This is a genomic window from Paenisporosarcina sp. NPDC076907 (assembly GCF_050269735.1).
GTDB lineage: Bacteria > Bacillota > Bacilli > Bacillales_A > Planococcaceae > Paenisporosarcina.
In genome coordinates, this window is sequence record NZ_JBNNIX010000002.1 from 114,160 (window position 1) to 134,020 (window position 19,861).

The window sequence follows — 19,861 nt, forward strand, 5'->3', positions numbered from 1 at the left end:
AGTGGAAAATATCTCGAATTCAAGATATGATTATTTCAGGGAGGGGATATTTATGAAAGAGATACATCAACATATCTTCATTGAAGGAACAGATCCAAAAAAAGTCCTAATTTTGCTACATGGCACTGGTGGAAACGAACACGATCTGATTAATGTAGGAAAACATATTGATTCCACAGCATCCATACTTGGAGTTCGCGGAAATGTATTGGAAGGCGGTATGCCCCGATACTTCAGAAGATTAGCTGAAGGTGTTTTTGATGAGGAGGATTTGTTTTTCCGAGCTGAACAACTCCATCTTTTCTTAAAAGATGCTCTTTTGCATTATGCGCCTAACAGTGAACTCGTGACAGCAATCGGTTATTCCAACGGGGCCAATATTGCAGCGACTTTATTGATGAAACATGAAAAAATATTGGATCGTTCGATTTTATTCCATGCAATGGTACCTTATCGGAACCAACCCGTTCATGAATTAAGTCATGCACAAATCTTTATAGGGGCAGGATTAAATGACCCTATCATTCCTAAAAATGAAACACAGGAATTAATTGATGTATTGCGTGCTAACGGCGCAGATGTCCAGGATTATTGGTACAGCAATGGGCATCAATTAACGATGGAAGAAGTACAACAAGCTCATAATTGGTATAACTCAATTTAGGTAGCCATATTTAGTACTTTCAGTTATACTAAGGCATGAGTGAGGTGGTATATTATGGGTAATATGGAACAAGTATTTGAAACATCATTTCAAGAAATGACTTGGAATGGACCTGTAATTTTTATGCACTGGGTAATGGATGAAGGAAAACAAGAAGTTAAACATATAACACCGAATGTACAGAGAATTTTTGGGTATGAGCCTGAAGAAATGATATCAGGCTCCATCCCTTTACTATCCATTATTTTCGAAGAAGATCGTCAAAAGTTTCAAATCATCATGAAACAACGCATCACTTCCAAAAGTCCATTCTGGGAATCTTCCTACCGGATTTATTCTAAAGATGGAGACATTCGATTCATTAAATCTTATACATACATTAAACAGGACCAAACAGGTAATGAAAGTTCGATATATTCATATTTATTTGATCAAACGGAAATTCAAAAAGAGCTGAATATGCATATAACCCTTGAACATCGATGGGCGACAGCTATTGATAGTGCGAGGGAAGGTGTCTGGGATTGGGACTTTCAAAGCAATGAAGTTTATTTTTCAAAACATTGGAAGAAAATGCTCGGTTATGAAGAACACGAGTTGCCGAATGAATTCAGTGAATGGCGTAAACGAATACATCCTCAAGATGTCTCAAAAGTCGATTCGGAGATAAAAGAACATCTTCAAAATAAAACAGAAATTTTTGAATCTGAACATCGTTTATTGCACGCTGATGGAACATACCGTTGGATTTTGGATAGAGGAAAAGCTGTAAAGAGAGATCGACGGGGAATTGCCAAGCGCATGATTGGAACTCATATCGATATTACCGAGAGGAAAGAAATAGAAAATTTATTACATAAGCGTAACGAGGAATTGGAACGTTTGGTTGAGGAAGTAAAAGAACTTTCAATTACCGATCACTTAACGACACTGTTTAATCGGCGAAAAATGGTCGAGGAAATCAAGGAAGCCCAAAAACGATTTGAAGTACATGGGCAACCTTTCACTTTAGCGATATTGGATTTGGATCATTTCAAGAACATCAATGATCGATATGGACATACATTTGGAGACATTGCTCTTCAAACGTTTGCCAATCTCTTAAAAGGCCGAATTAGTGAACCTAATATCGTTGCTCGATGGGGTGGGGAAGAATTTATTATCCTTTTCCATAATAGCGATGGGCAGGAAACGAGAAAACAATTGCTTTCCTTACAAGATTGCTGCACAGCCGATTTGTTGAAATACCGCATGGATTCAGTCAAGTTATCATTTTCGGCGGGTGTATATGAATACACGTTTCAGCAGTCGCGAGAAAACTTATTGAGACATGCTGATCAAGCGTTATATTTGGCCAAGTCACTTGGGCGTAAACAAATTATTCTTTATAAGGAAGGACTTCCAATTGCTTAAGTGGAAGTTCTTTTTTTCTTAGCCATGCTTCAACCCATCTCATTTCGAGTGAAGACTTGCGATTGATATAGGCAGGCAAAGTCTGTAATTCCTCATTTATTAGTAGTTCCATTTCAACATAATCTTTTCTCGTTGGGTATCGATCGGCGACGGATCCTTTGGTAGTAAAGACAAAATAATAGGAACCTATCGTTCTGAAAATGAGAATCATATCTGGAAATTCATCAAAAATGGCCTTCACTTGATATCTTTTCGTATAACTCCATTGAATAAGTTTCAAAATAAGTCATCCTTTCATAATTTATTGTACAAATTTCAGAAAGGGAACACAAGTTTGCATGTGTTAAAAGTGACAATCACATTGTTGTGGTCTGACGTCTGATATGATATTACTTATTATAGAACAATTTAAATAATAGAAGGACTGAGATCATGAATCCCCATAAATCAATGACATCATTATTAATTGCCATCTTTTTAATCGCCTTAAATTTACGACCAGCTGTTACTTCAATTGGACCTTTGTTGGATACTATCCGTAACGATTTGAATCTAACGAACAGTGAAGTCAGTTTGTTAACTGCAGTACCTGTGATTTGTATGGGATTATTTGCTCCACTAGCTGTACATTGGCTCAATAAATTTGGGCAAAAAAGAGGCATTTCATTATTAATTGCTTTAATCGGTCTTCTTACCTTGGTCCGAGCATGGCTTAATGATTACGTATCTCTTCTAGTTACCGCTTTTGTAATAGGTGTAGCCATTGCAATTATCGGACCAATTCTTTCGTCGTTAATTAAAGAAAAATTCCCTACCCGAACAGCTTCCGCAATTGGCGTATATTCTCTTGGAATGGGTGCAGGTGCAACATTGAGTGCTGGTTTAACGGGTGTATTATATGTATCAATCGGTGAAGAATGGGAGTATGCACTTGCATTCTGGTCTTCCTTGGCTTTATTGGCGTACTTGGTATGGTTCGTTGCAATGAAACCTGAAAAAAATGAAGCCACAATCGAAATTGAACGGAAGCAAATCGTAACTTCATTCCGATCTCCATGGACAAATTCGAGGGCTTGGCTCATTTTATTATTCTTTGGTTTTCAAGCTTCATTATTTTTCTCATTGACTACATGGCTTGCATCAGCTGCAAGTGAATTAGGGTTTAATGTGATTGAAGCAGGATCGGTAATCAGTGTTTTGACCGTATCACAAATTGTCGCCAACATCTTTATTCCTTTGTTGCTTGAGAAATTTCCGAATCGGTCTTTCTGGATTTATTCTTCGCTCTTTATTGGAACCATCGGTATTGTCCTATTGTTAACAGGAAATGTTGCGCTGATCTGGCCGGCATCTATTCTGTTAGGCTTAACTCTTGGCGGATTGTTCCCACTTGCATTATTATTGCCTTTGGATGAAACGACGGATGCATTTGAAGCAAATGCATGGACGGCAATGGTGCAAACAGGTGGGTTTATTATGGGAGGACTTGTTCCTTTAGCAATCGGGATTTTGTACGATTGGAGTGGAACGCATCAAATGACTTACTATGTGATGCTTGTTTTGATTGTGGGAATGTTTGTGGTCACAGTCCTGTTAAATAAAGGGAATGTAAAAGCTCTTGTCAACGATAAACAATAGTTTTGATAAACAAAGCAAATAAAAAAGCCTTGCATCCGCAAGGCTAGAAATCGAATTACTTCTTCCAATTCTCTTGGATGAATTCGTCACGTCCGGACATTGCGCGATCTTCTGTGTAATGATCCGGTTCTTTTTTATAGTAATCCTGGTGATAATCTTCCGCGATATAAAACGTTTCCGCAGAACGAATTGGTGTAACGATTGGTTTAGAGAATCGCCCACTTTCTGCAAGTGCTTGTTTCGACTTATTAGCCAATTCTAGTTGTTTATCGGAATGTGTAAAAATCGCTGTTTTATAAGATTCTCCACGATCTTGGAATTGACCGCCATCATCTGTCGGGTCAATTTGCTGCCAGAAGATCTCAAGTAGTTGTTCATATGTAAAGATGGAAGGGTCAAATTGAATTTGTACCACTTCTAGATGGCCTGAATCGCCTTTTTTAACGTCTTCATAAGTAGGATTTTCGACATGTCCACCCATATATCCGGATATTACGGATTCTATTCCGTCCCATTGATCAAAGGGTTTGACCATACACCAAAAACAACCGCCTGCAAATGTAGCTCTTTCCATTTATAAAACTCCTCTCAAACGTGCATAAACCGTATTGTAGCACTTGCATCATCATGGCTCAACAACTATGATTGAGGAGATAAAAAAGCAACCTTTTTGGTCCTAAATCGTTCTATTATACGAAAGTGAAAGAAAGGGGGGAGCGTTTTGGAAGAACAAGTTCCAAATCTTCGTTCCATGAGAAAGAAAAGAAAGTTTCGGTATGGTCGATTTTTTATGACTGTATTATTTTTAGCTTTTATAGGAATCGCCATATATTCGGTCGTTCAATTCAAAGCTGGTCAAGAGCTGGCTTCCCATAAAGAAAAAAACAATGTCGAGTTTACAGGTGATCCACTTGATGTGAAAAACCCAGCCATCGAAAATATTTTAGTATTGGGTGTCGATACTCGAGGAGAGGAACAATCACGCACAGACACGATGATGCTTGTTTCGTGGAATAAAGAAACCGATGAAGTAAATGTAGTATCATTCATGCGGGATATTTATGCTCAAATTCCAGGGTACAAATCCGATAAGTTGAATACAGCTTACTACCTGGATGGCGTACAACTTGTTAAAGATACGATTTCAAGTATGTTTGGAGTACCAATCCATCATTACGCGCTCATAGATTTTAAAAGCTTTGAGTCACTGGTTGACATTGTCGCACCAAATGGTGTTGAAATAGAAGTCGAAAAGGCAATGTCAGAGAAAATAGGTGTATCACTTGAACCTGGAGTTCAGCAGTTAAATGGAAAAGAACTCTTAGGATATGCAAGGTTCCGTGCGGATGCTGAAGGCGATTTCGGCCGAGTTGCAAGACAGCAGAAAGTAATGGAAGCACTAAAGGATGAAATACTAAGTCCTACAAATTCTGTCAATTACCCAAAATTTGCAGGGGCTATTCAAGGGTATGTCCAATCTGATTATTCATCCAGCGAAGAAGTCAAACGTGTTCTAAGCCTTGCTTTTAGTGGGGGAGTAGACATTAATAAAATGACGATTCCTGTAGAACATAGTTATGATTATGGTTCTTATCCAGGGGTAGGTTCTGTCATAGAAATAAATGTTGATGAAAACAAACAGGCTTTAAGTGAATTTCTTGGGATGCGATTGCGTTGATAAATTGATTATCAACGCAATTTTCCTGTAGAATTAAATTTATCCTAATCTGTCTTAAGATTATGAGAATTCGAAAGTGGGGACATGAGATGCAACCAGAAAAACCTTCTTTTTTTTCTACTAGATTCATTCATTTTCTAGGGGGAAGGAACACACTTTTTTTAATGCTGTTGATTCTATTACTGGGTTTGATTATTTGGATCTTCGATATCGTTTCGTTTGTTTTCTATCCAATGCAAGTGCTATTAGCGAATGTTGTCTTGCCTGTCATTTTAGCAACCATCGGGTATTATCTTTTCCGGCCATTGCTGCAGCTATTGATGCGTGTGAAAATACCGAAAATATGGGGCATTCTTATTATTTTCTTGGCGTTAATCGGACTTCTTACATTATTAATTGTTTTGGTGTTTCCATTTTTGAAAACGCAGTTAACGAATTTGATTCAAGATTTCCCTGAATATTTCAAGAAACTTGTGATCGATGCGGATATGTTTTTACGGACATCTATATTTTCAAGTTATTATTTAAATCTGGAATTTGATGTAGAAAAACTAATGCAGCAACTTCCAGAAAATATTGGCAACACACTCCAAAATGCTGTTGGAGGAGTAGCGAATGGAATCGGAAAAGTAATCTCCACACTTACCGGACTAATACTGGCAATTGTGACAGTTCCATTTATCCTGTTTTACTTGCTGAAAGACGGAGAAAAGTTACCACAATATATTCTTAACTTATTACCTCCACGGATGAGAGAAGATGCACTTCAAGTCATGAAAGATGCAGACAAACAAATCAGCGCGTATATTCAAGGGCAAATTCTGGTCGCCATTTGCATTGGATGTATGGTGTTTATCGGATTTCTCATCATCGGAATGGACTATGCATTACTTTTAGGCGTCCTGGCTATGATTACGAGTGTCGTGCCATATTTAGGGCCAATTATTGCGATTATCCCGGCAGCTGTTATCGCGATCGCAACTGCACCATTTATGCTAGTGAAATTGGCTTTAGTATGGACAGTTGTACAATTAGTGGAAGGGAAGTTTATTTCTCCCCAAATTATGGGTAAATCACTACATATACATCCAATTACGATTATTTTCGTATTGTTGACGGCCGGTTCATTGTTTGGCGTTCCTGGCGTAATTTTAGGAATTCCAGGGTATGCTTTACTTAAAGTGTTAATCACGCATATGTATAAATTATTTAAGCGTAGATATAATCGACATGAAACTGAACTGGATCATCATTATGATTAAAAATTGTTTTAAGTAAAATGATAACAAGATGGGTGTAATGGTTTCGAAATGACAGGGAGGAAGAAATGATGTTGAAAAAGTTTTTGTCCACAATCGGAATTGGTACGATGAAAGTCGATACGATTGTCGACAAACCTGAAATTGCTCATGGTGAATCACTATCAGGAAAAATTTATATTGATGGTGGTCAAAGCGAACAGGTTATTGAATTTATTAAACTGGAAGTATTAATGCGAAAAGAAGGGCACCGTGAAGATAGTGATTTTGACGTAACTGAAGAGTGTGTGGCTAAACACACAATAGAAATGGTTGGATCAGTCAAATCAAAAGAAACCCGTATGGTACCTTTTGAAATGATGCCGGATGAAAGATGGGAATCCACTGATGAAACCGCAAAACTGTATTTACGAACATCTATACATATTATTAATGCTGTGGATGTAAGGGACGAAGACGAAATTGTATACGGTAAGGATTTAGTGTAAAAATTGGAACCATTCCTTATAAATGAGGAGTGGTTTTTCTTTTGGCTTATAGTTGCGAATTGCAACAATATTCACTCATAATTATTTGCTTATTACAAGTATTGTTGTATTGTTGTATTATGCAAGTTTAATCACTTTGATTAAGTTGCATATTGCAAATGTATTTAAAAGATAGTCTTTTCTAAGGAAACCTTAAATTATTAAATGATAAATAGAATTGTTAAGTTCAATTATTTGAAGTGTTCATTAAAAAACGAGAGAATGGGAAAGGGTAATAATATGTAGAAAGAGGAGGATTTATTAATATGAAAAACGATTTACAAGCTTGTACAACTTTACATAATGGCGTTAAAATGCCGTGGTTCGGCTTAGGCGTTTTTAAAGTGGAAGAAGGAACAGAAGTAATCGAGGCTGTGAAAACGGCAATTTCAAAAGGTTATCGCAGCATAGACACTGCAGCTGTTTATCAAAATGAAGAAGGTGTGGGTGAAGGAATTCGTCAAGGAATGAAAGCAGCCGGAATTTCACGTGAAGAATTATTTATCACATCGAAAGTGTGGAATGCAGATTTCGGATATGAATCGACTTTGGAAGCCTATGAAACAAGTCTGAAGAAATTAGGCTTAAAATATCTAGATCTTTACTTAATTCATTGGCCAGTCGAAGGGAAATATAAGGACACATGGCGTGCACTTGAAACACTTTATAAAGAAGACCGCGTAAAAGCAATCGGAGTCAGTAACTTCCATATTCATCATCTGCAGGATGTAATGAAAGACGCAACAATCGTCCCGATGGTCAACCAAGTTGAGTATCACCCTAAATTGACTCAAGAAGACCTGCGTGCGTTTTGCCAACAAAACCATATTCAATTTGAAGCCTGGTCGCCTCTTATGCAAGGTCAATTACTCGAAGAAGAAAAACTAAAAGAAATCGCTGATGCTAAAGGTAAATCCGTTGCTCAAATTATCTTGCGTTGGGATCTTCAAAATGATGTTGTGACCATTCCGAAATCAATTAATGAACATCGAATTGTTGAAAATGCATCTATTTTTGATTTTGAACTGTCAGCTGAAGAAATGGAGAAAATTTCTTCACTAAATGAAAATAAACGTGTAGGTCCAGATCCAGATAACTTTGATTTTTAATCGTACCTTTTCACACCGCTTGATAGAGTGGTGTTCAGACTAACGACAAACAAGTGGTGCAAAGGTTAAATTAATAATCAAAAGAGGCTGCTAATTTGAAATTAAATTAGCAGCCTTTTGTTTTATGTAAATATCAGGTTTTCAATAAAAAACGCTTCTTTTATTAGGTGAATTAATAACTAAATTCGAACCGTTAATCGGTTGAAATTTCTAGCAAATTTAAAAAACCACACATAGTTTTCTTGTATAAATTTATATAAGCTTAGACATATAATATTCATCGACGAATTCGCCGTCAATGTAAAGCGAATCCCTTTTTATACCTTCGATTTCGAAACCCATTTTTTTATAAAGCCCAACTCCTACTTCATTTTTAGTTATAACAGTTAATTCTAAGCGATGAATCTTCTGGTTTAGAGCCCACTCTTCTAATTCCATAAATAATTTAGTCCCAATACCCTGTCCTCTGTATTGATTTAAAATACCAATAACAATGTAGGAAGAGTATTTTGTTCTATTTGCTTGTCCACCGATAGCAAATAAGTATCCTATTAATTTGTTGTCTTCTTCAGCAACAAATATTTCTGACTTATCTTCCTGTTTTATTGATTCAATTCTTTGTCGTTGTCTTCCTGAACTTATTTCTCTTTCACCTGCTTCAAAGAGCATATAGGGAGATTCGCTTTCAACTTTACCAATTAATTTTGAAAGCTCCTCTGCATCCTTAACTTCAATTTGTCTTATTATCATTATATCTCTCTCCTTTTTTTTATTATTTTTTCTTCTTTTATTTTACACATTACACTTTATTTCATAGTGAAAATATGGAAATTTTCTAATACAATACATCGCTAAATGCGATGCTAATTATATTTATATTCTTGGGCATTCCTCAAACCACTTTTCTTTCTGCACATATCCTATAGAACATCTTGAAGTGGGGATACCCGTCTTCAAACAAAAGGATGCAAGAAAGGAGAAGAAATCTAATGGGTGTTGAACTAACAGCGTTGCATTGGATTTATGTCGTATTTATCTTCTTAATTATCGGCTTTATGGTGATGAGACGTGATACGACCATTGTAAGTATCATTGGTATTTTTCTAATTGCTATTACAGCCACCGGATCATTAAGCGGCTCAATCAGTAGTATTTTCAACAGTTTCATTTTCGCGATTACAGAATTATTACCCACCATACTGGTTATTTCCATCATTGTTGCAATGAGTAAAGTTTTAACAACGACCGGAATCAATGATGTGATGATTTCACCGTTTTCGAAACTCATTAAAACGCCTGCGCTGGCTTACTGGACCATTGGGATTTTAATGATGGTCATATCTTGGTTTTTCTGGCCGTCTCCAGCGGTAGCGTTAATGGGGGCTGTGTTGCTTCCAATCGCCCTTCGAGTGGGTTTACCTGCACTTGGGGTCGCCATGGCAATGAATCTATTTGGGCATGGTATTGCTTTATCAGGTGATTTCATTATTCAAGGGGCACCAAAACTAACTGCGGATGCTGCAGGGCTTCCAGTAGGTGATGTCATCAGCGCGAGTATTCCTCTAGTTATTGTAATGGGGCTCGTTACTACCATTACCGCTTTTTATTTCTTGAAACGGGATTTGAAATCAGGTCTATTAACGGCATCAACAGGATTAACAACCACGCTATCAGCGGAACCGACAGAACATCAATTAACGTTGCTTTCCACAGGACAAAAACGCTTCTTTGCACTCTTGATTCCTGTACTATTTGCACTTGATGTGATTGCCATGTCTATCCTTAATTTGCAGGGTGGCGATGCGACGGCTTTGATAGGCGGTACATCAGTTTTTATTCTCTTACTCATTACAATGGTCAGCCATAAAAATAAAGGTCTTGAAAAAGCTACGAGTTACTTTATCGAAGGTTTTCATTTCGGTTTTAAAGTGTTTGGGGCAGTCATTCCAATCGCCGCATTCTTCTATCTAGGCGATGCTGGATTTAATAAAATAATAGGTGAGCTATTGCCGAAGACATCTCACGGAATTGTCAATGACCTTGGAGTTGCTCTTGCTTCGCTCGTTCCGCTAAGTAAAGAAGTCGGTGCCGTTACTTTGACAATTGTTGGCGCGATAACTGGTCTCGATGGCTCAGGGTTTTCCGGCATTTCACTCGTAGGTTCGGTAGCCACTATCTTTTCTACGGCAATAGGTGCCGGAGCAGCAACTCTTACCGCACTTGGCCAAATCGCAGCAATATGGGTTGGAGGCGGTACGTTGGTTCCATGGGCACTTATTCCAGCTGCGGCCATCTGTGGTGTCGATCCATTCGAACTTGCGAGAAGAAATCTTCTGCCTGTAACAATCGGTCTCGTTGTGACAACAATCGTAGCCATGTTTTTAATATAAGAATTAGATAATTCCTAAGTCGAGCGTCGAGTCTTCTCGGCGCTTCGCTTTTGCGTGGTCTCGACTGTTTGGCTTTTCCATCAAGATTCTTTTGGGTGCTGCCCCATTTCCTCTAATAAAAATAGTCATTGTAAAATGAGGAGTCCGTATTTACTTCAGTCATACTGTGGTTTCAAATAAATGCTAAACTAGTTCATAGATATGTCAGTGACACGGAGGATTTCAAATGATTAAGAGATTGGTCATAACGGGGTACAAACAGCATGAAATTGGGGTTTTTGACGATAAACATCCAGGAGTAGGTTATATAAAGAAGGCTTTAGAAAATCGCCTGCTGGAACTGATTGACGATGGTCTGGAATGGGTGATTCTCAGTGGACAATTAGGGGTTGAAACATGGGCTGCCCAGTTGGTCATTGAGTTGAAACAATCATTCCCAGATTTAAAATATGCCATCATCACTCCTTTTCTTGAGCAAGAAAAGAATTGGAATGATAATAAAAAAGAAACGTATCAAATGATTTGTGCGAATGCAGATTTTCAAACTAGTGTGACAAAAAAACCATATGAAGGTCCATGGCAATTTATCGAAAAGAATAAATTCATCATACGGAATTCTGACGGTCTACTCATCATTTATGATGAAGAGAATGAAGGTTCTCCGAAGTTCATGAAAGAACTGGCTATGAAATATGCAGAGAAAAATGACTATCACATCATGTCAATTTCTGCAGATGATTTACAATTGGTTGCAACGGAAGAACAGCAGAACCAGTGGTCTGAATAAATAAACCTAACTTTCATAATAAAATAATTTTTCTTGTTGTCATAAATGAAATAATAGTAAACTATTTATGAGTAGACGTAATTACACGATCACATAATCGGCGGATTACGATTTGAAATAAGTAGGGGATGGTTTTCAATGGTTACAAAATTTGAGGATTTTACGTATACACGACCTGTATTCGAAGAAATTGAAGCACAGTTTAATGATGCATTGGTTCAGTTTACGACTGCTGATACAGTTGAAGCTCAAAGTGATGCGATGAAGCTAATCAACAATATAAGAAATCAGGTTGGAACGATGATGAATATTGTTTATATCAGAAATTCCATTGATACGACTGATGAATTTTATAAAACGGAACAGGATTACTTTGATGAACTAAGCCCAAAGGTAGATGATTTAGTAACAAAATATTATAAGGCACTGGTAAGCTCATCTTTTCGTAAAGAGCTAGAAGAAAAATGGGGCACTCAATTATTTGCCATTGCGGATGCGCAAATCAAATCTTTTTCTTCAGAAGTCATTCCGTTGATGCAAAAAGAGAACAAACTGTCTTCCGAATACCAACAATTGATTGCATCTGCAAAAATTCAATTTGAAAACGAAGAACGCACACTGGCACAAATGCAGCCATTTACTGAATCAACTGACCGTGATATGAGGAAACGGGCGAAGGATGCCTTCTTTAGCTTTTTCGCTGAAAATGAAGAGCAACTCGACCGTATTTATGATGATCTAGTAAAAGTCCGCACAGAAATTGCCCGTACATTAGGTTATAAAAACTTTGTGGAACTGGGTTATTATCGCATGATTCGTACAGATTATGACGCGAAAATGGTGAAAAACTTCAGGGATCAAGTCAAAGACTTTATTGTTCCTTTGGCAGGCAAATTAAAAGAACGCCAACAGGCACGTATTGGGGTTGACGAATTTAAATACTACGATGAATCAATCAATTACAAATCTGGAAATGCCACACCGAAAGGTTCTCCTGAGTGGATTATTGAAGGTGGTAAGAAGATGTATGATGAATTGTCTCCGGAAACAAGTGAATTCTTTGATTTCATGATTGATAACAACTTGATGGATCTTGTTGCGAAAAAAGGGAAAGCGAGCGGTGGATATTGTTCATATATTGAAGAATACAAAGCACCTTACATCTTCTCTAACTTCAACGGTACTTCTGGAGATATCGATGTTCTGACACATGAAGCGGGTCATGCGTTTCAAGTGTATTTGAGTCGTCATTTTGAAATTCCTGAATATAACTGGCCGACATACGAAGCATGTGAAATTCACTCGATGAGCATGGAGTTCATTACTTGGCCATGGATGGAGAATTTCTTCAAGGAAGATACAGACAAGTATAAATTCTCCCATTTAAGCGGAGCACTTGAATTCTTACCGTATGGAGTGGCCGTGGACGAATTCCAACATTTTGTTTATGAAAATCCTGATGCAACGCCAGCTGAACGCAAAAAAGCTTGGAGAGAACTCGAGGAAAAATATTTACCGCACCGTGATTATGACGGCAATGATTATTTAAACCGAGGTGGGTTCTGGCAGCGCCAAGGTCATATCTATCAAAGTCCTTTCTATTATATAGACTATACATTAGCTCAAATCTGTGCATTCCAGTTCTTTAAACGTGCGATGGAAGACCGTGATCAAGCTTGGGCTGATTACGTACATCTTTGTAAAATAGGTGGAAGTCTATCGTTTACTGGCCTTGTAAAAGAAGCCAACTTGATTTCCCCGTTTGAAGATGGTTGCGTTGAATCGGTCATCGGTCCGATTGAACAATGGTTAAACTCGATTCAAGATAAGGAACTATAAGAGCATTCAAAAAACCCGAAGATCAGGATTCTGCCTGACCTTCGGGTTTTTGTGTGCTTGAAATTTTATACTCTTCATTAATTGGAATTTTCAGAGATTTTTGTTGACTTCTTAGTAATGCCCTATTAATCTATAAACATATTACAAAATTTGTTTATATCGTTGTTAAAATGTTATGTAAATCAACATAAAGCATTCTACCGCTAAAATGGATTAAGGATTCTTTGTCTAAATTCAACATTACATTTAGGAAATAGAGCAATTTTTTTATATAGCCGTGATTAACATCTACATAATTTAATCTAATGAGCGGAATAAAAACCTTATACATAACGTGTGTTCATATATCCGTAATGTAATTGTTATGTCAGAGAATACAAACACATATATTAAACAAAGGAGGAGTTGGAATGGCGAGTTTTAACACGGTCTCTGAAGAAAATCAGTTCACGAACTTTATGCAGCGTATTGAAGCTGGAGAAAAAATCGAAGCAGATGATTGGATGCCTGAAGATTACAGACAGACATTAATCAAATTGATTTCAATGCATGGGATGAGTGAAATTATGGGGGCTCTACCAGAGAAAGAATGGGTTCCTAAAGCGCCGTCACTTTATAGAAAACTTGGCATTATGGCAAAAGTTCAGGATGAAATGGGTCATGGCCAGCTCCTCTTACGGGTAACTGAAGACTTATTAAAACCTTATGACAAAAATCGTGCAGATTTAATGCAGGATTTATTTAATGGAGATTTGAAATTTCATAATGTCTTCCATATGGAAACGAAAACGTGGGCAGATGCAGGAATTATCGGATGGCTAGTTGACGGAGCGGCGATTATCACACAGACAGACATGCTGAAGGCTTCGTACGGTCCTTACGCCAGAGCACTTCAACGTATTTGCGCTGAAGAAGTTTTCCATGCACAGCACGGTGAATCAATAATCATGGCGTTAGCAGAAGGAACTGATCAACAAAAGGCTATGATTCAAGAGGCGTTGAATAGATGGTGGGAACCTCTTCTTATGTTCTTTGGCCCAGCGAGTAAAGAAACGACGGGTTCATCCAAACAAGACTTGACGATCAAATATAAAATCCGGACAAAAACAAATGAAGAGTTCAGACAGATTTTCTTTGATAAATATATACCTCGAATAATTTCATTGGGATTGACCATACCTGATCCAACACTTCGTTACGACAAAGACAGCAATTTATGGTCGTATCAGCAACCAGACTGGAATGAATTCAAAAAAATCATAAAAAATCAGGGACAACGTTCGGAAGCGAGACTGAATTTACGTCGTCATTCTTATGAATATAATTCATGGGTCCGTGATGCACTCAGCGCAACTATCAGTTAAAGAGAGGAGTCAGGGGAAGTGAACAATGAAAAAACCTTTTATCACGAATATGAAATTTTTAGTAAACGGACGCCAAGTTCTGCATTTCAGCACCAATTCAGCTTACTGGCTCCAAATGAAGAAATGGCGCTCATTATGGCACAGGAAAACTTTATGCGCCGTGAACCAGTTGCCGACATTTGGATTGTCAATCGCAAGCATATCAAACGAATGAATGCTGAGGAAAAATTGACGCTCGGCCGACTTGAAAATAAAGAGTACCGCACGACAAAAGGGTACGGATATTTAAAAAAGAAATGGCGTCAATATGAACAGGAAATGTTGGATGAAAAAGAAATCCTGTCTTGGGGAGGCGAGAGAAAGTGAATGATTCTGTAATGAGCTCGGAATATACAGAAGCGGTAAAAAATTTATTATTCCAGTTAGCAGACGATGACTTCATGTACTCTTTTCGTGGCTCTGAATGGCTAGGTCTCGCTCCTCATATTGAAGCGGACATTGCTTACTCTTCCATCAGCCAGGACACGATGGGGCATGCTGCGATGTATTATACCCTTTTAGAAAATCTTGGAGCAGGAAAAGCAGATGACCTCGCTCATTGCCGCCCTGCTTCGGAGAGAAAAAACAGTATTTTGACCGAGCGGGTGAACGGTAGCGGATACTACTTGGATACTCCTCATTATGACTGGGCATATGCCGTGACAAGAAGTTATTTCTATACACAGGCCAAAAAGGTGAAGATCGATTCTTTATGTGAGAGCACCTATAAGCCACTGGCGGAAGTAGCTGTAAAGCTGAGGATGGAACTTTATTATCACCGATTGCACTGGGAAACCTGGTTCAAACAATTGATGAGTTCCACTGATGTGGCTAAAAAGAAAATGAATGAAGCGATTGACCTTGTAATGGCAGATTTCGGTGATGTTTTTTCTTATGGCCAACAAAAGGTAGCGATTGAAAGTAATGGTCTAATCGGCAGTGAAGAAGCATTGAAACAAAAATGGGAAATGAGCATCGAACCTTTGATGACTTCATTGCAAATGCAAATGCCTAAAATTCCAGATCAACCAGTCAAAAACGGAAGAAAAGGTGAACATACAAAAGATCTGGACGAAGGGTTAACCACTCTTTCAGAAGTTTACAAGTTCGACTCAGCGGCGGCCTGGTGATCAGGCTAGGGAAAGGAGGAGACAACATGACTGCATTAACAGAACTAACGGTCGAGATGGTGTACGAAGCATTGCTGAATGTGAAAGATCCTGAAATAAACACAGTTAGCATCTTTGATCTCGGTATGATTGGTGAAGTTACGATGAATGGAAATCATGTGAAAGTTGTTCTTCTGCCAACTTTCCTAGGTTGTCCCGCCCTTGAAATTATCAAGAAAAATACAGTAAATGCAATAAAAGAATTACCGGAAGTCACAGAGGTTGAAGTGAAATTTACCTATTATCCACCATGGACCTCTGATCGCATTACGGAAAAAGGTCACCAGAATTTAAGAGCGTTTGGAATTGCGCCACCTCCGCGTCATTTTAAAGAAGACGGAAGCTGGCATGTGGATTGCGCTTATTGTGGGTCCACCTATGTAACGATGGACAATATCTTTGGACCGACCGCCTGTCGTAGCATCCTATATTGCAAGAGTTGTAAAAACGTATTTGAGGCCATGAAACCGGTCTCTACCAACATGTAAAGTGAGGAGAAAATAATGGCTAAATTAATCGCGTTATACAAACACCCTGAAAACAAAGAGGCTTTCGATGATCATTACTTCAACGTTCATGGACCTCTGACAGCAAAAATCCCTGGTCTGCGTGAAATGAAAGTAACAAAATTCACTGGTTCACCAATGGGTGGAGAAAGCAAGTATTACCTTATGTGCGAAATGATCTACGATGACATGGAATCAATGCAACTAGGAATGCGTTCTGCTGAAGGAAAAGCGTCCGGCAAAGACCTCATGGGGTTTGCAGGGAATCTAGTAACGTTAATGATTGGTGAAGATGCGTAATGAACGCGTATGAATTCATTGAAACTTCCATTGAAGACAGCGTGGCGTTAATCGGACTGAATCGTCCCCGTCAATTGAATTCCCTGAACCGAAAAATGGTCAGAGAACTGGTCGAGGCAATGGAAAGTTTCGATCGGGATGACCAAGTGCGAGTTATCGTGTTGGCGGGTAAGGGCCGAGCGTTCTCTGCTGGAGCGGACATTGATGAAATGACGAATGATGATTCAATCAGCCTGGAACTCTTGAATCAATTTGCTGACTGGGATCGGTTGGCTCTTATTAAAAAGCCTATCATTGGCGCGGTAAAAGGATTTGTTTTCGGTGGAGGATTCGAACTAGCGCTGTGTTGCGATGTTCTGATTACTGCCAGTGGAACAGAGTTCTCGTTCCCGGAAGTGGGTCTTGGTGTCATGCCTGGCGCAGGTGGCACGCAGCGCTTGACTAAACTTGCCGGACGCACGAAAGCTTTAGAATGGCTATGGACAGGCGAGCGCATTTCTGCGGAAGCGGCACTTAAATATGGTGTGATTAACAAGATTGTCGCACCGGAACTACTGATGGAAGAGTGTATGAAGTTCGCAAACACTCTTGCCAAGCAGCCGCCTCTTTCCTTACGTCTGATCAAAGATTCGGTAAACAAGGCGGTTGATGCTTCTTTATCAGAAGGCATGCAGTATGAACGTAAAAACTTCTATTTGTTGTTTTCAACTCAAGACCAAAAAGAAGGAATGAATGCGTTTATTGAAAAAAGAAAACCGGATTATAAAGGGAAATAAGGAGTGTGTTGAATGTTTGAGACGATCCGTTACGACGTCAAAGACGGTATTGCATGGCTCTACTTAAATAGACCTGAAAGTTTGAATGCATTCGTCGCTCAAATGAATCGTGAAGTAAAAGAAGCTATCAAAGCTGCGTCCAATGATGAACACGTTCGTTGCATCGTTATTACAGGCGAGGGACGGGCATTTTGTTCGGGACAAGATTTATCGGAAGTCGATGAAAAGATGGATCACGGCCAAGTATTGCGTGACCATTACGGTCCCATGATTAAGCAAATCAGGCAGTGTGAAAAACCAATTATTGCTGCTGTGAATGGGGTAGCGGCGGGAGCCGGGTTCAGCCTTGCACTTGCTTGCGATTTCAGACTGGTATCGGAACGTGCAAGTTTTATCAATGCATTCATCCATGTCGGTCTAATTCCGGACTCAGGAAATCTATATTATTTAACACGCCTAGTGGGGGAAGCGAAGGCTTTAGAACTTTCGATATTGGGTGAGAAAGTGAAAGCTGAAGATGCACTAAATATGGGGCTGGCTACACAGCTCATTTCAGCAGAAAGCTGGGAAGAGGATGTATCTGCTTTTGCAAAACGTATTGCTAATTTACCGACAAAAGCAATCGGATTGATTAAACGTTACTTGAAGGCGATCCCAGAAAACACCTTTGAAGATTACCTTGAACAAGAAGCTCAAGGTCAGCGGATAGCAGGTCTTACAAAAGATCATCGTGAAGGCGTTAAATCATTTATGGAAAAACGAAAACCTGTCTTTTCAGGACAATAGGGGGATTATCACATGGCTACAATCCGAGAAAACGAACTTGAAAAAGAATCGATGAAACGTGATTTTTATCATTTAATTATTAATGGTGAAAAAGTGAAGAGTAGTACAGGCGACACGATCAAAACATTTAATCCAGCAACTGGTGAACTGATAGCGGAAGTGGCAAAAGCTTCTAAAGAAGATGCTGAAAAGGCTGTTGAAGCGGCACGCAATGCTTTTGATCACGGAAAATGGAAGCTTTTCCCCATTGGTCGACGTGCACAAGTACTGAATAAAATCGCTGCCATTATGCGATCTCGTTTCAATGAATTAGTGGAAATTGAAATGTTGGATACTGGTAAAGCGCTTCATGCAGCCCAAGGTCAAGTGTCGCAAGCAATCGAAGATTTCGAGTTTTATGCTGGCGCAATCGTTGGGCATCGTGGAACTGTCAACAACGTGCCGGGACAATTCCACAACTATACGGAGAAAGAGCCTGTTGGAGTTTGTGCACAAATTATTCCTTGGAACTATCCATTAATGATGGCGGCATGGAAAATCGCACCTGCGATTGCTGTAGGATGTTCAGTAATTGTTAAGCCTGCATCACTCACACCACTGACGGCAATCATCCTGGGAGAGATTTGTCTAGAAGCAGGAGTTCCTGCGGGTGTCGTGAACGTGATTCCAGGTTCGGGATCGGAAGTCGGAAACTTCTTAGTGGAGCATCCGCGAGTAAATAAAGTTGCATTTACCGGTTCTACACCAATCGGAAAAGACATTATGGGCAAAGCATCTGACACGTTAAAACGTGTGACACTGGAGCTTGGAGGGAAATCACCTAGTCTTGTATTCGAAGATGCAGATATCGATGCGGCAGTCGATGGTTCGTTATTTGGTATCTTCTATAATTCAGGCCAGTCATGTGAGGCGCGTTCCCGTCTTTACGTCCATGAAGATATTTACGATGAATTTATGAGCAAGTTTGTGGAAAAAGCAAAAAAATTACAGATGGGCAATCCATTTGATAAAGGTACACATGTTGGAGCTATTATTGATCAAGGTCAACTAGACACGATTGATGGGTACGTCCAATCCGCGAAAAAAGATGGTGCTGAAATTCTAGTTGGTGGTAACGCCGCAAAACCTGAAGGGTTTGAAAATGGGTTCTGGTATGAGCCGACAATCATAGCTAACGTCACTCATGACATGAAAGCAGTAACAGATGAAATTTTCGGACCAGTCGTTGTAGTCATGAAATTTAAAGATGAAAAAGAAGCAATCCGACTAGCTAACGATACAGAATTCGGATTAGGTTCAGCCGTCTGGTCAAAAGATGGGGCTCGTGCGACACGCGTTGCCAATCAGATTCAAGCGGGAATCGTTATGGTCAATTGCCCGTTTTCCGCATTCCCGGGAACACCTTTCGGAGGGTATAAGCAATCTGGCTTCGGACGAGAATTATGCATCGAAACGCTGGATCTTTATACAGAAACGAAAAGTATTCTATCCTACTACGGAAGTCGTCCTTTGAATCCGTTCGGTCTATAAGAAAAGCAGAAAGCGATTCGTTTCCTTTGCTTTCAACTGAGGGACTGGCGCTTGAAGCTTCCTATAGAATCATTAAAAACTAAGGTA

The 19,861-nt window shown here is 39.1% G+C and carries 21 protein-coding genes; 18 read left to right on the forward strand and 3 right to left on the reverse strand.

The window, feature by feature from the left end; translation table 11 throughout:
- Positions 1-52: 52 nt before the first annotated feature.
- Entirely contained in the window at positions 53-664 is a 612-nt protein-coding gene (locus ACQKEV_RS08175; protein WP_427446063.1) for an alpha/beta hydrolase, read from the forward strand.
- Between the two features lie 54 nt (positions 665-718).
- Positions 719-2,077 (forward strand): sensor domain-containing diguanylate cyclase, encoded by a 1,359-nt coding sequence (locus ACQKEV_RS08180; protein ID WP_427446061.1) that lies wholly within the window; start codon positions 719-721, stop codon positions 2,075-2,077.
- On the opposite strand, the gene ACQKEV_RS08185 is transcribed toward ACQKEV_RS08180, so the two are convergent.
- Positions 2,043-2,357 (reverse strand): hypothetical protein, encoded by a 315-nt coding sequence (locus ACQKEV_RS08185; RefSeq protein WP_427446059.1) that lies wholly within the window; start codon positions 2,355-2,357, stop codon positions 2,043-2,045. The genes ACQKEV_RS08180 and ACQKEV_RS08185 overlap by 35 nt on opposite strands.
- A gap of 152 nt (positions 2,358-2,509) precedes the next feature.
- Here ACQKEV_RS08185 and ACQKEV_RS08190 point away from each other — a divergent pair, with 152 nt between their 5' ends.
- Positions 2,510-3,715, forward strand: a complete 1,206-nt coding sequence (locus ACQKEV_RS08190) for a CynX/NimT family MFS transporter (protein ID WP_427446057.1) — start codon at positions 2,510-2,512, stop codon at positions 3,713-3,715.
- A 55-nt stretch (positions 3,716-3,770) separates the two neighbouring features.
- On the opposite strand, the gene msrA is transcribed toward ACQKEV_RS08190, so the two are convergent.
- Positions 3,771-4,289: a peptide-methionine (S)-S-oxide reductase MsrA gene (gene msrA, locus ACQKEV_RS08195; RefSeq protein ID WP_427446055.1), complete on the reverse strand. Its 519-nt coding sequence runs from the start codon at positions 4,287-4,289 to the stop codon at positions 3,771-3,773.
- A 147-nt stretch (positions 4,290-4,436) separates the two neighbouring features.
- On the opposite strand from msrA, the gene ACQKEV_RS08200 reads away from it, so the two are divergent.
- The 4 genes from ACQKEV_RS08200 (at position 4,437) to ACQKEV_RS08215 (ending at position 8,288) form a co-directional block, all read left to right on the forward strand.
- Entirely contained in the window at positions 4,437-5,393 is a 957-nt protein-coding gene (locus ACQKEV_RS08200) for an LCP family protein (protein ID WP_427446053.1), read from the forward strand.
- 89 nt (positions 5,394-5,482) lie between these two features.
- Positions 5,483-6,655, forward strand: coding sequence for an AI-2E family transporter (locus tag ACQKEV_RS08205; RefSeq protein ID WP_427446051.1), 1,173 nt, complete (start codon positions 5,483-5,485; stop codon positions 6,653-6,655).
- A 68-nt stretch (positions 6,656-6,723) separates the two neighbouring features.
- On the forward strand, positions 6,724-7,140 hold the full coding sequence (locus ACQKEV_RS08210) for a sporulation protein (protein ID WP_427446049.1): 417 nt from the start codon (positions 6,724-6,726) through the stop codon (positions 7,138-7,140).
- 305 nt (positions 7,141-7,445) lie between these two features.
- On the forward strand, positions 7,446-8,288 hold the full coding sequence (locus ACQKEV_RS08215; protein WP_427446047.1) for an aldo/keto reductase: 843 nt from the start codon (positions 7,446-7,448) through the stop codon (positions 8,286-8,288).
- 252 nt (positions 8,289-8,540) lie between these two features.
- Here the strand turns inward: ACQKEV_RS08215 and ACQKEV_RS08220 are convergent, their stop codons facing one another.
- Positions 8,541-9,038, reverse strand: coding sequence for an N-acetyltransferase family protein (locus ACQKEV_RS08220; protein WP_427446046.1), 498 nt, complete (start codon positions 9,036-9,038; stop codon positions 8,541-8,543).
- Between the two features lie 239 nt (positions 9,039-9,277).
- Here ACQKEV_RS08220 and ACQKEV_RS08225 point away from each other — a divergent pair, with 239 nt between their 5' ends.
- The 11 genes from ACQKEV_RS08225 (at position 9,278) to ACQKEV_RS08275 (ending at position 19,774) form a co-directional block, all read left to right on the forward strand.
- Positions 9,278-10,678, forward strand: coding sequence for a hypothetical protein (locus ACQKEV_RS08225; protein WP_427446044.1), 1,401 nt, complete (start codon positions 9,278-9,280; stop codon positions 10,676-10,678).
- Positions 10,679-10,904: 226 nt separating this feature from the next.
- On the forward strand, positions 10,905-11,465 hold the full coding sequence (locus ACQKEV_RS08230; RefSeq protein ID WP_427446041.1) for an SLOG family protein: 561 nt from the start codon (positions 10,905-10,907) through the stop codon (positions 11,463-11,465).
- 138 nt (positions 11,466-11,603) lie between these two features.
- A complete protein-coding gene (locus ACQKEV_RS08235; protein ID WP_427446039.1) occupies positions 11,604-13,304 on the forward strand; it encodes a M3 family oligoendopeptidase in 1,701 nt (566 codons plus the stop codon).
- Between the two features lie 410 nt (positions 13,305-13,714).
- A complete protein-coding gene (gene paaA, locus ACQKEV_RS08240; RefSeq protein WP_427446037.1) occupies positions 13,715-14,668 on the forward strand; it encodes a 1,2-phenylacetyl-CoA epoxidase subunit PaaA in 954 nt (317 codons plus the stop codon).
- A gap of 18 nt (positions 14,669-14,686) precedes the next feature.
- Positions 14,687-15,034 (forward strand): 1,2-phenylacetyl-CoA epoxidase subunit PaaB, encoded by a 348-nt coding sequence (gene paaB / locus ACQKEV_RS08245; RefSeq protein WP_427446036.1) that lies wholly within the window; start codon positions 14,687-14,689, stop codon positions 15,032-15,034.
- Between the two features lie 11 nt (positions 15,035-15,045).
- On the forward strand, positions 15,046-15,837 hold the full coding sequence (gene paaC, locus ACQKEV_RS08250) for a 1,2-phenylacetyl-CoA epoxidase subunit PaaC (protein ID WP_427446252.1): 792 nt from the start codon (positions 15,046-15,048) through the stop codon (positions 15,835-15,837).
- Between the two features lie 26 nt (positions 15,838-15,863).
- The gene (paaD, locus tag ACQKEV_RS08255) at positions 15,864-16,364 is read left to right on the forward strand and encodes a 1,2-phenylacetyl-CoA epoxidase subunit PaaD (protein WP_427446034.1); all 501 of its coding nucleotides are present in this window, start codon (positions 15,864-15,866) and stop codon (positions 16,362-16,364) included.
- A gap of 15 nt (positions 16,365-16,379) precedes the next feature.
- Complete coding sequence (locus ACQKEV_RS08260; protein ID WP_427446032.1) at positions 16,380-16,682, forward strand: EthD family reductase; 303 nt, start codon at positions 16,380-16,382, stop codon at positions 16,680-16,682.
- The gene (locus tag ACQKEV_RS08265; protein WP_427446031.1) at positions 16,682-17,458 is read left to right on the forward strand and encodes an enoyl-CoA hydratase/isomerase family protein; all 777 of its coding nucleotides are present in this window, start codon (positions 16,682-16,684) and stop codon (positions 17,456-17,458) included. Before ACQKEV_RS08260 ends, ACQKEV_RS08265 begins: the two co-directional genes overlap by 1 nt.
- A 12-nt stretch (positions 17,459-17,470) precedes the next feature.
- Entirely contained in the window at positions 17,471-18,244 is a 774-nt protein-coding gene (locus ACQKEV_RS08270) for an enoyl-CoA hydratase-related protein (RefSeq protein ID WP_427446029.1), read from the forward strand.
- A 12-nt stretch (positions 18,245-18,256) separates the two neighbouring features.
- Positions 18,257-19,774 (forward strand): aldehyde dehydrogenase family protein, encoded by a 1,518-nt coding sequence (locus tag ACQKEV_RS08275; RefSeq protein WP_427446026.1) that lies wholly within the window; start codon positions 18,257-18,259, stop codon positions 19,772-19,774.
- The last annotated feature ends 87 nt before the right edge of the window (positions 19,775-19,861 follow it).

Excerpts from the sequence above, each read along its gene's own strand:
- ACQKEV_RS08260 (WP_427446032.1), top strand. The coding sequence starts at position 16,380 with ATGGCTAAATTAATCGCGTTATACAAACACCCTGAAAACAAAGAGGCT.
- ACQKEV_RS08235 (WP_427446039.1), top strand. The coding sequence starts at position 11,604 with ATGGTTACAAAATTTGAGGATTTTACGTATACACGACCTGTATTCGAA.
- ACQKEV_RS08265 (WP_427446031.1), top strand. The coding sequence starts at position 16,682 with ATGAACGCGTATGAATTCATTGAAACTTCCATTGAAGACAGCGTGGCG.
- ACQKEV_RS08205 (WP_427446051.1), top strand. The coding sequence starts at position 5,483 with ATGCAACCAGAAAAACCTTCTTTTTTTTCTACTAGATTCATTCATTTT.
- ACQKEV_RS08215 (WP_427446047.1), top strand. The coding sequence starts at position 7,446 with ATGAAAAACGATTTACAAGCTTGTACAACTTTACATAATGGCGTTAAA.
- paaD (WP_427446034.1), top strand. The coding sequence starts at position 15,864 with ATGACTGCATTAACAGAACTAACGGTCGAGATGGTGTACGAAGCATTG.
- ACQKEV_RS08275 (WP_427446026.1), top strand. The coding sequence starts at position 18,257 with ATGGCTACAATCCGAGAAAACGAACTTGAAAAAGAATCGATGAAACGT.
- ACQKEV_RS08190 (WP_427446057.1), top strand. The coding sequence starts at position 2,510 with ATGAATCCCCATAAATCAATGACATCATTATTAATTGCCATCTTTTTA.
- ACQKEV_RS08270 (WP_427446029.1), top strand. The coding sequence starts at position 17,471 with ATGTTTGAGACGATCCGTTACGACGTCAAAGACGGTATTGCATGGCTC.
- ACQKEV_RS08180 (WP_427446061.1), top strand. The coding sequence starts at position 719 with ATGGGTAATATGGAACAAGTATTTGAAACATCATTTCAAGAAATGACT.
- ACQKEV_RS08230 (WP_427446041.1), top strand. The coding sequence starts at position 10,905 with ATGATTAAGAGATTGGTCATAACGGGGTACAAACAGCATGAAATTGGG.
- paaC (WP_427446252.1), top strand. The coding sequence starts at position 15,046 with ATGAGCTCGGAATATACAGAAGCGGTAAAAAATTTATTATTCCAGTTA.
- msrA (WP_427446055.1), bottom strand. The coding sequence starts at position 4,289 with ATGGAAAGAGCTACATTTGCAGGCGGTTGTTTTTGGTGTATGGTCAAA.
- ACQKEV_RS08220 (WP_427446046.1), bottom strand. The coding sequence starts at position 9,038 with ATGATAATAAGACAAATTGAAGTTAAGGATGCAGAGGAGCTTTCAAAA.
- ACQKEV_RS08210 (WP_427446049.1), top strand. The coding sequence starts at position 6,724 with ATGTTGAAAAAGTTTTTGTCCACAATCGGAATTGGTACGATGAAAGTC.
- paaA (WP_427446037.1), top strand. The coding sequence starts at position 13,715 with ATGGCGAGTTTTAACACGGTCTCTGAAGAAAATCAGTTCACGAACTTT.
- ACQKEV_RS08225 (WP_427446044.1), top strand. The coding sequence starts at position 9,278 with ATGGGTGTTGAACTAACAGCGTTGCATTGGATTTATGTCGTATTTATC.
- ACQKEV_RS08175 (WP_427446063.1), top strand. The coding sequence starts at position 53 with ATGAAAGAGATACATCAACATATCTTCATTGAAGGAACAGATCCAAAA.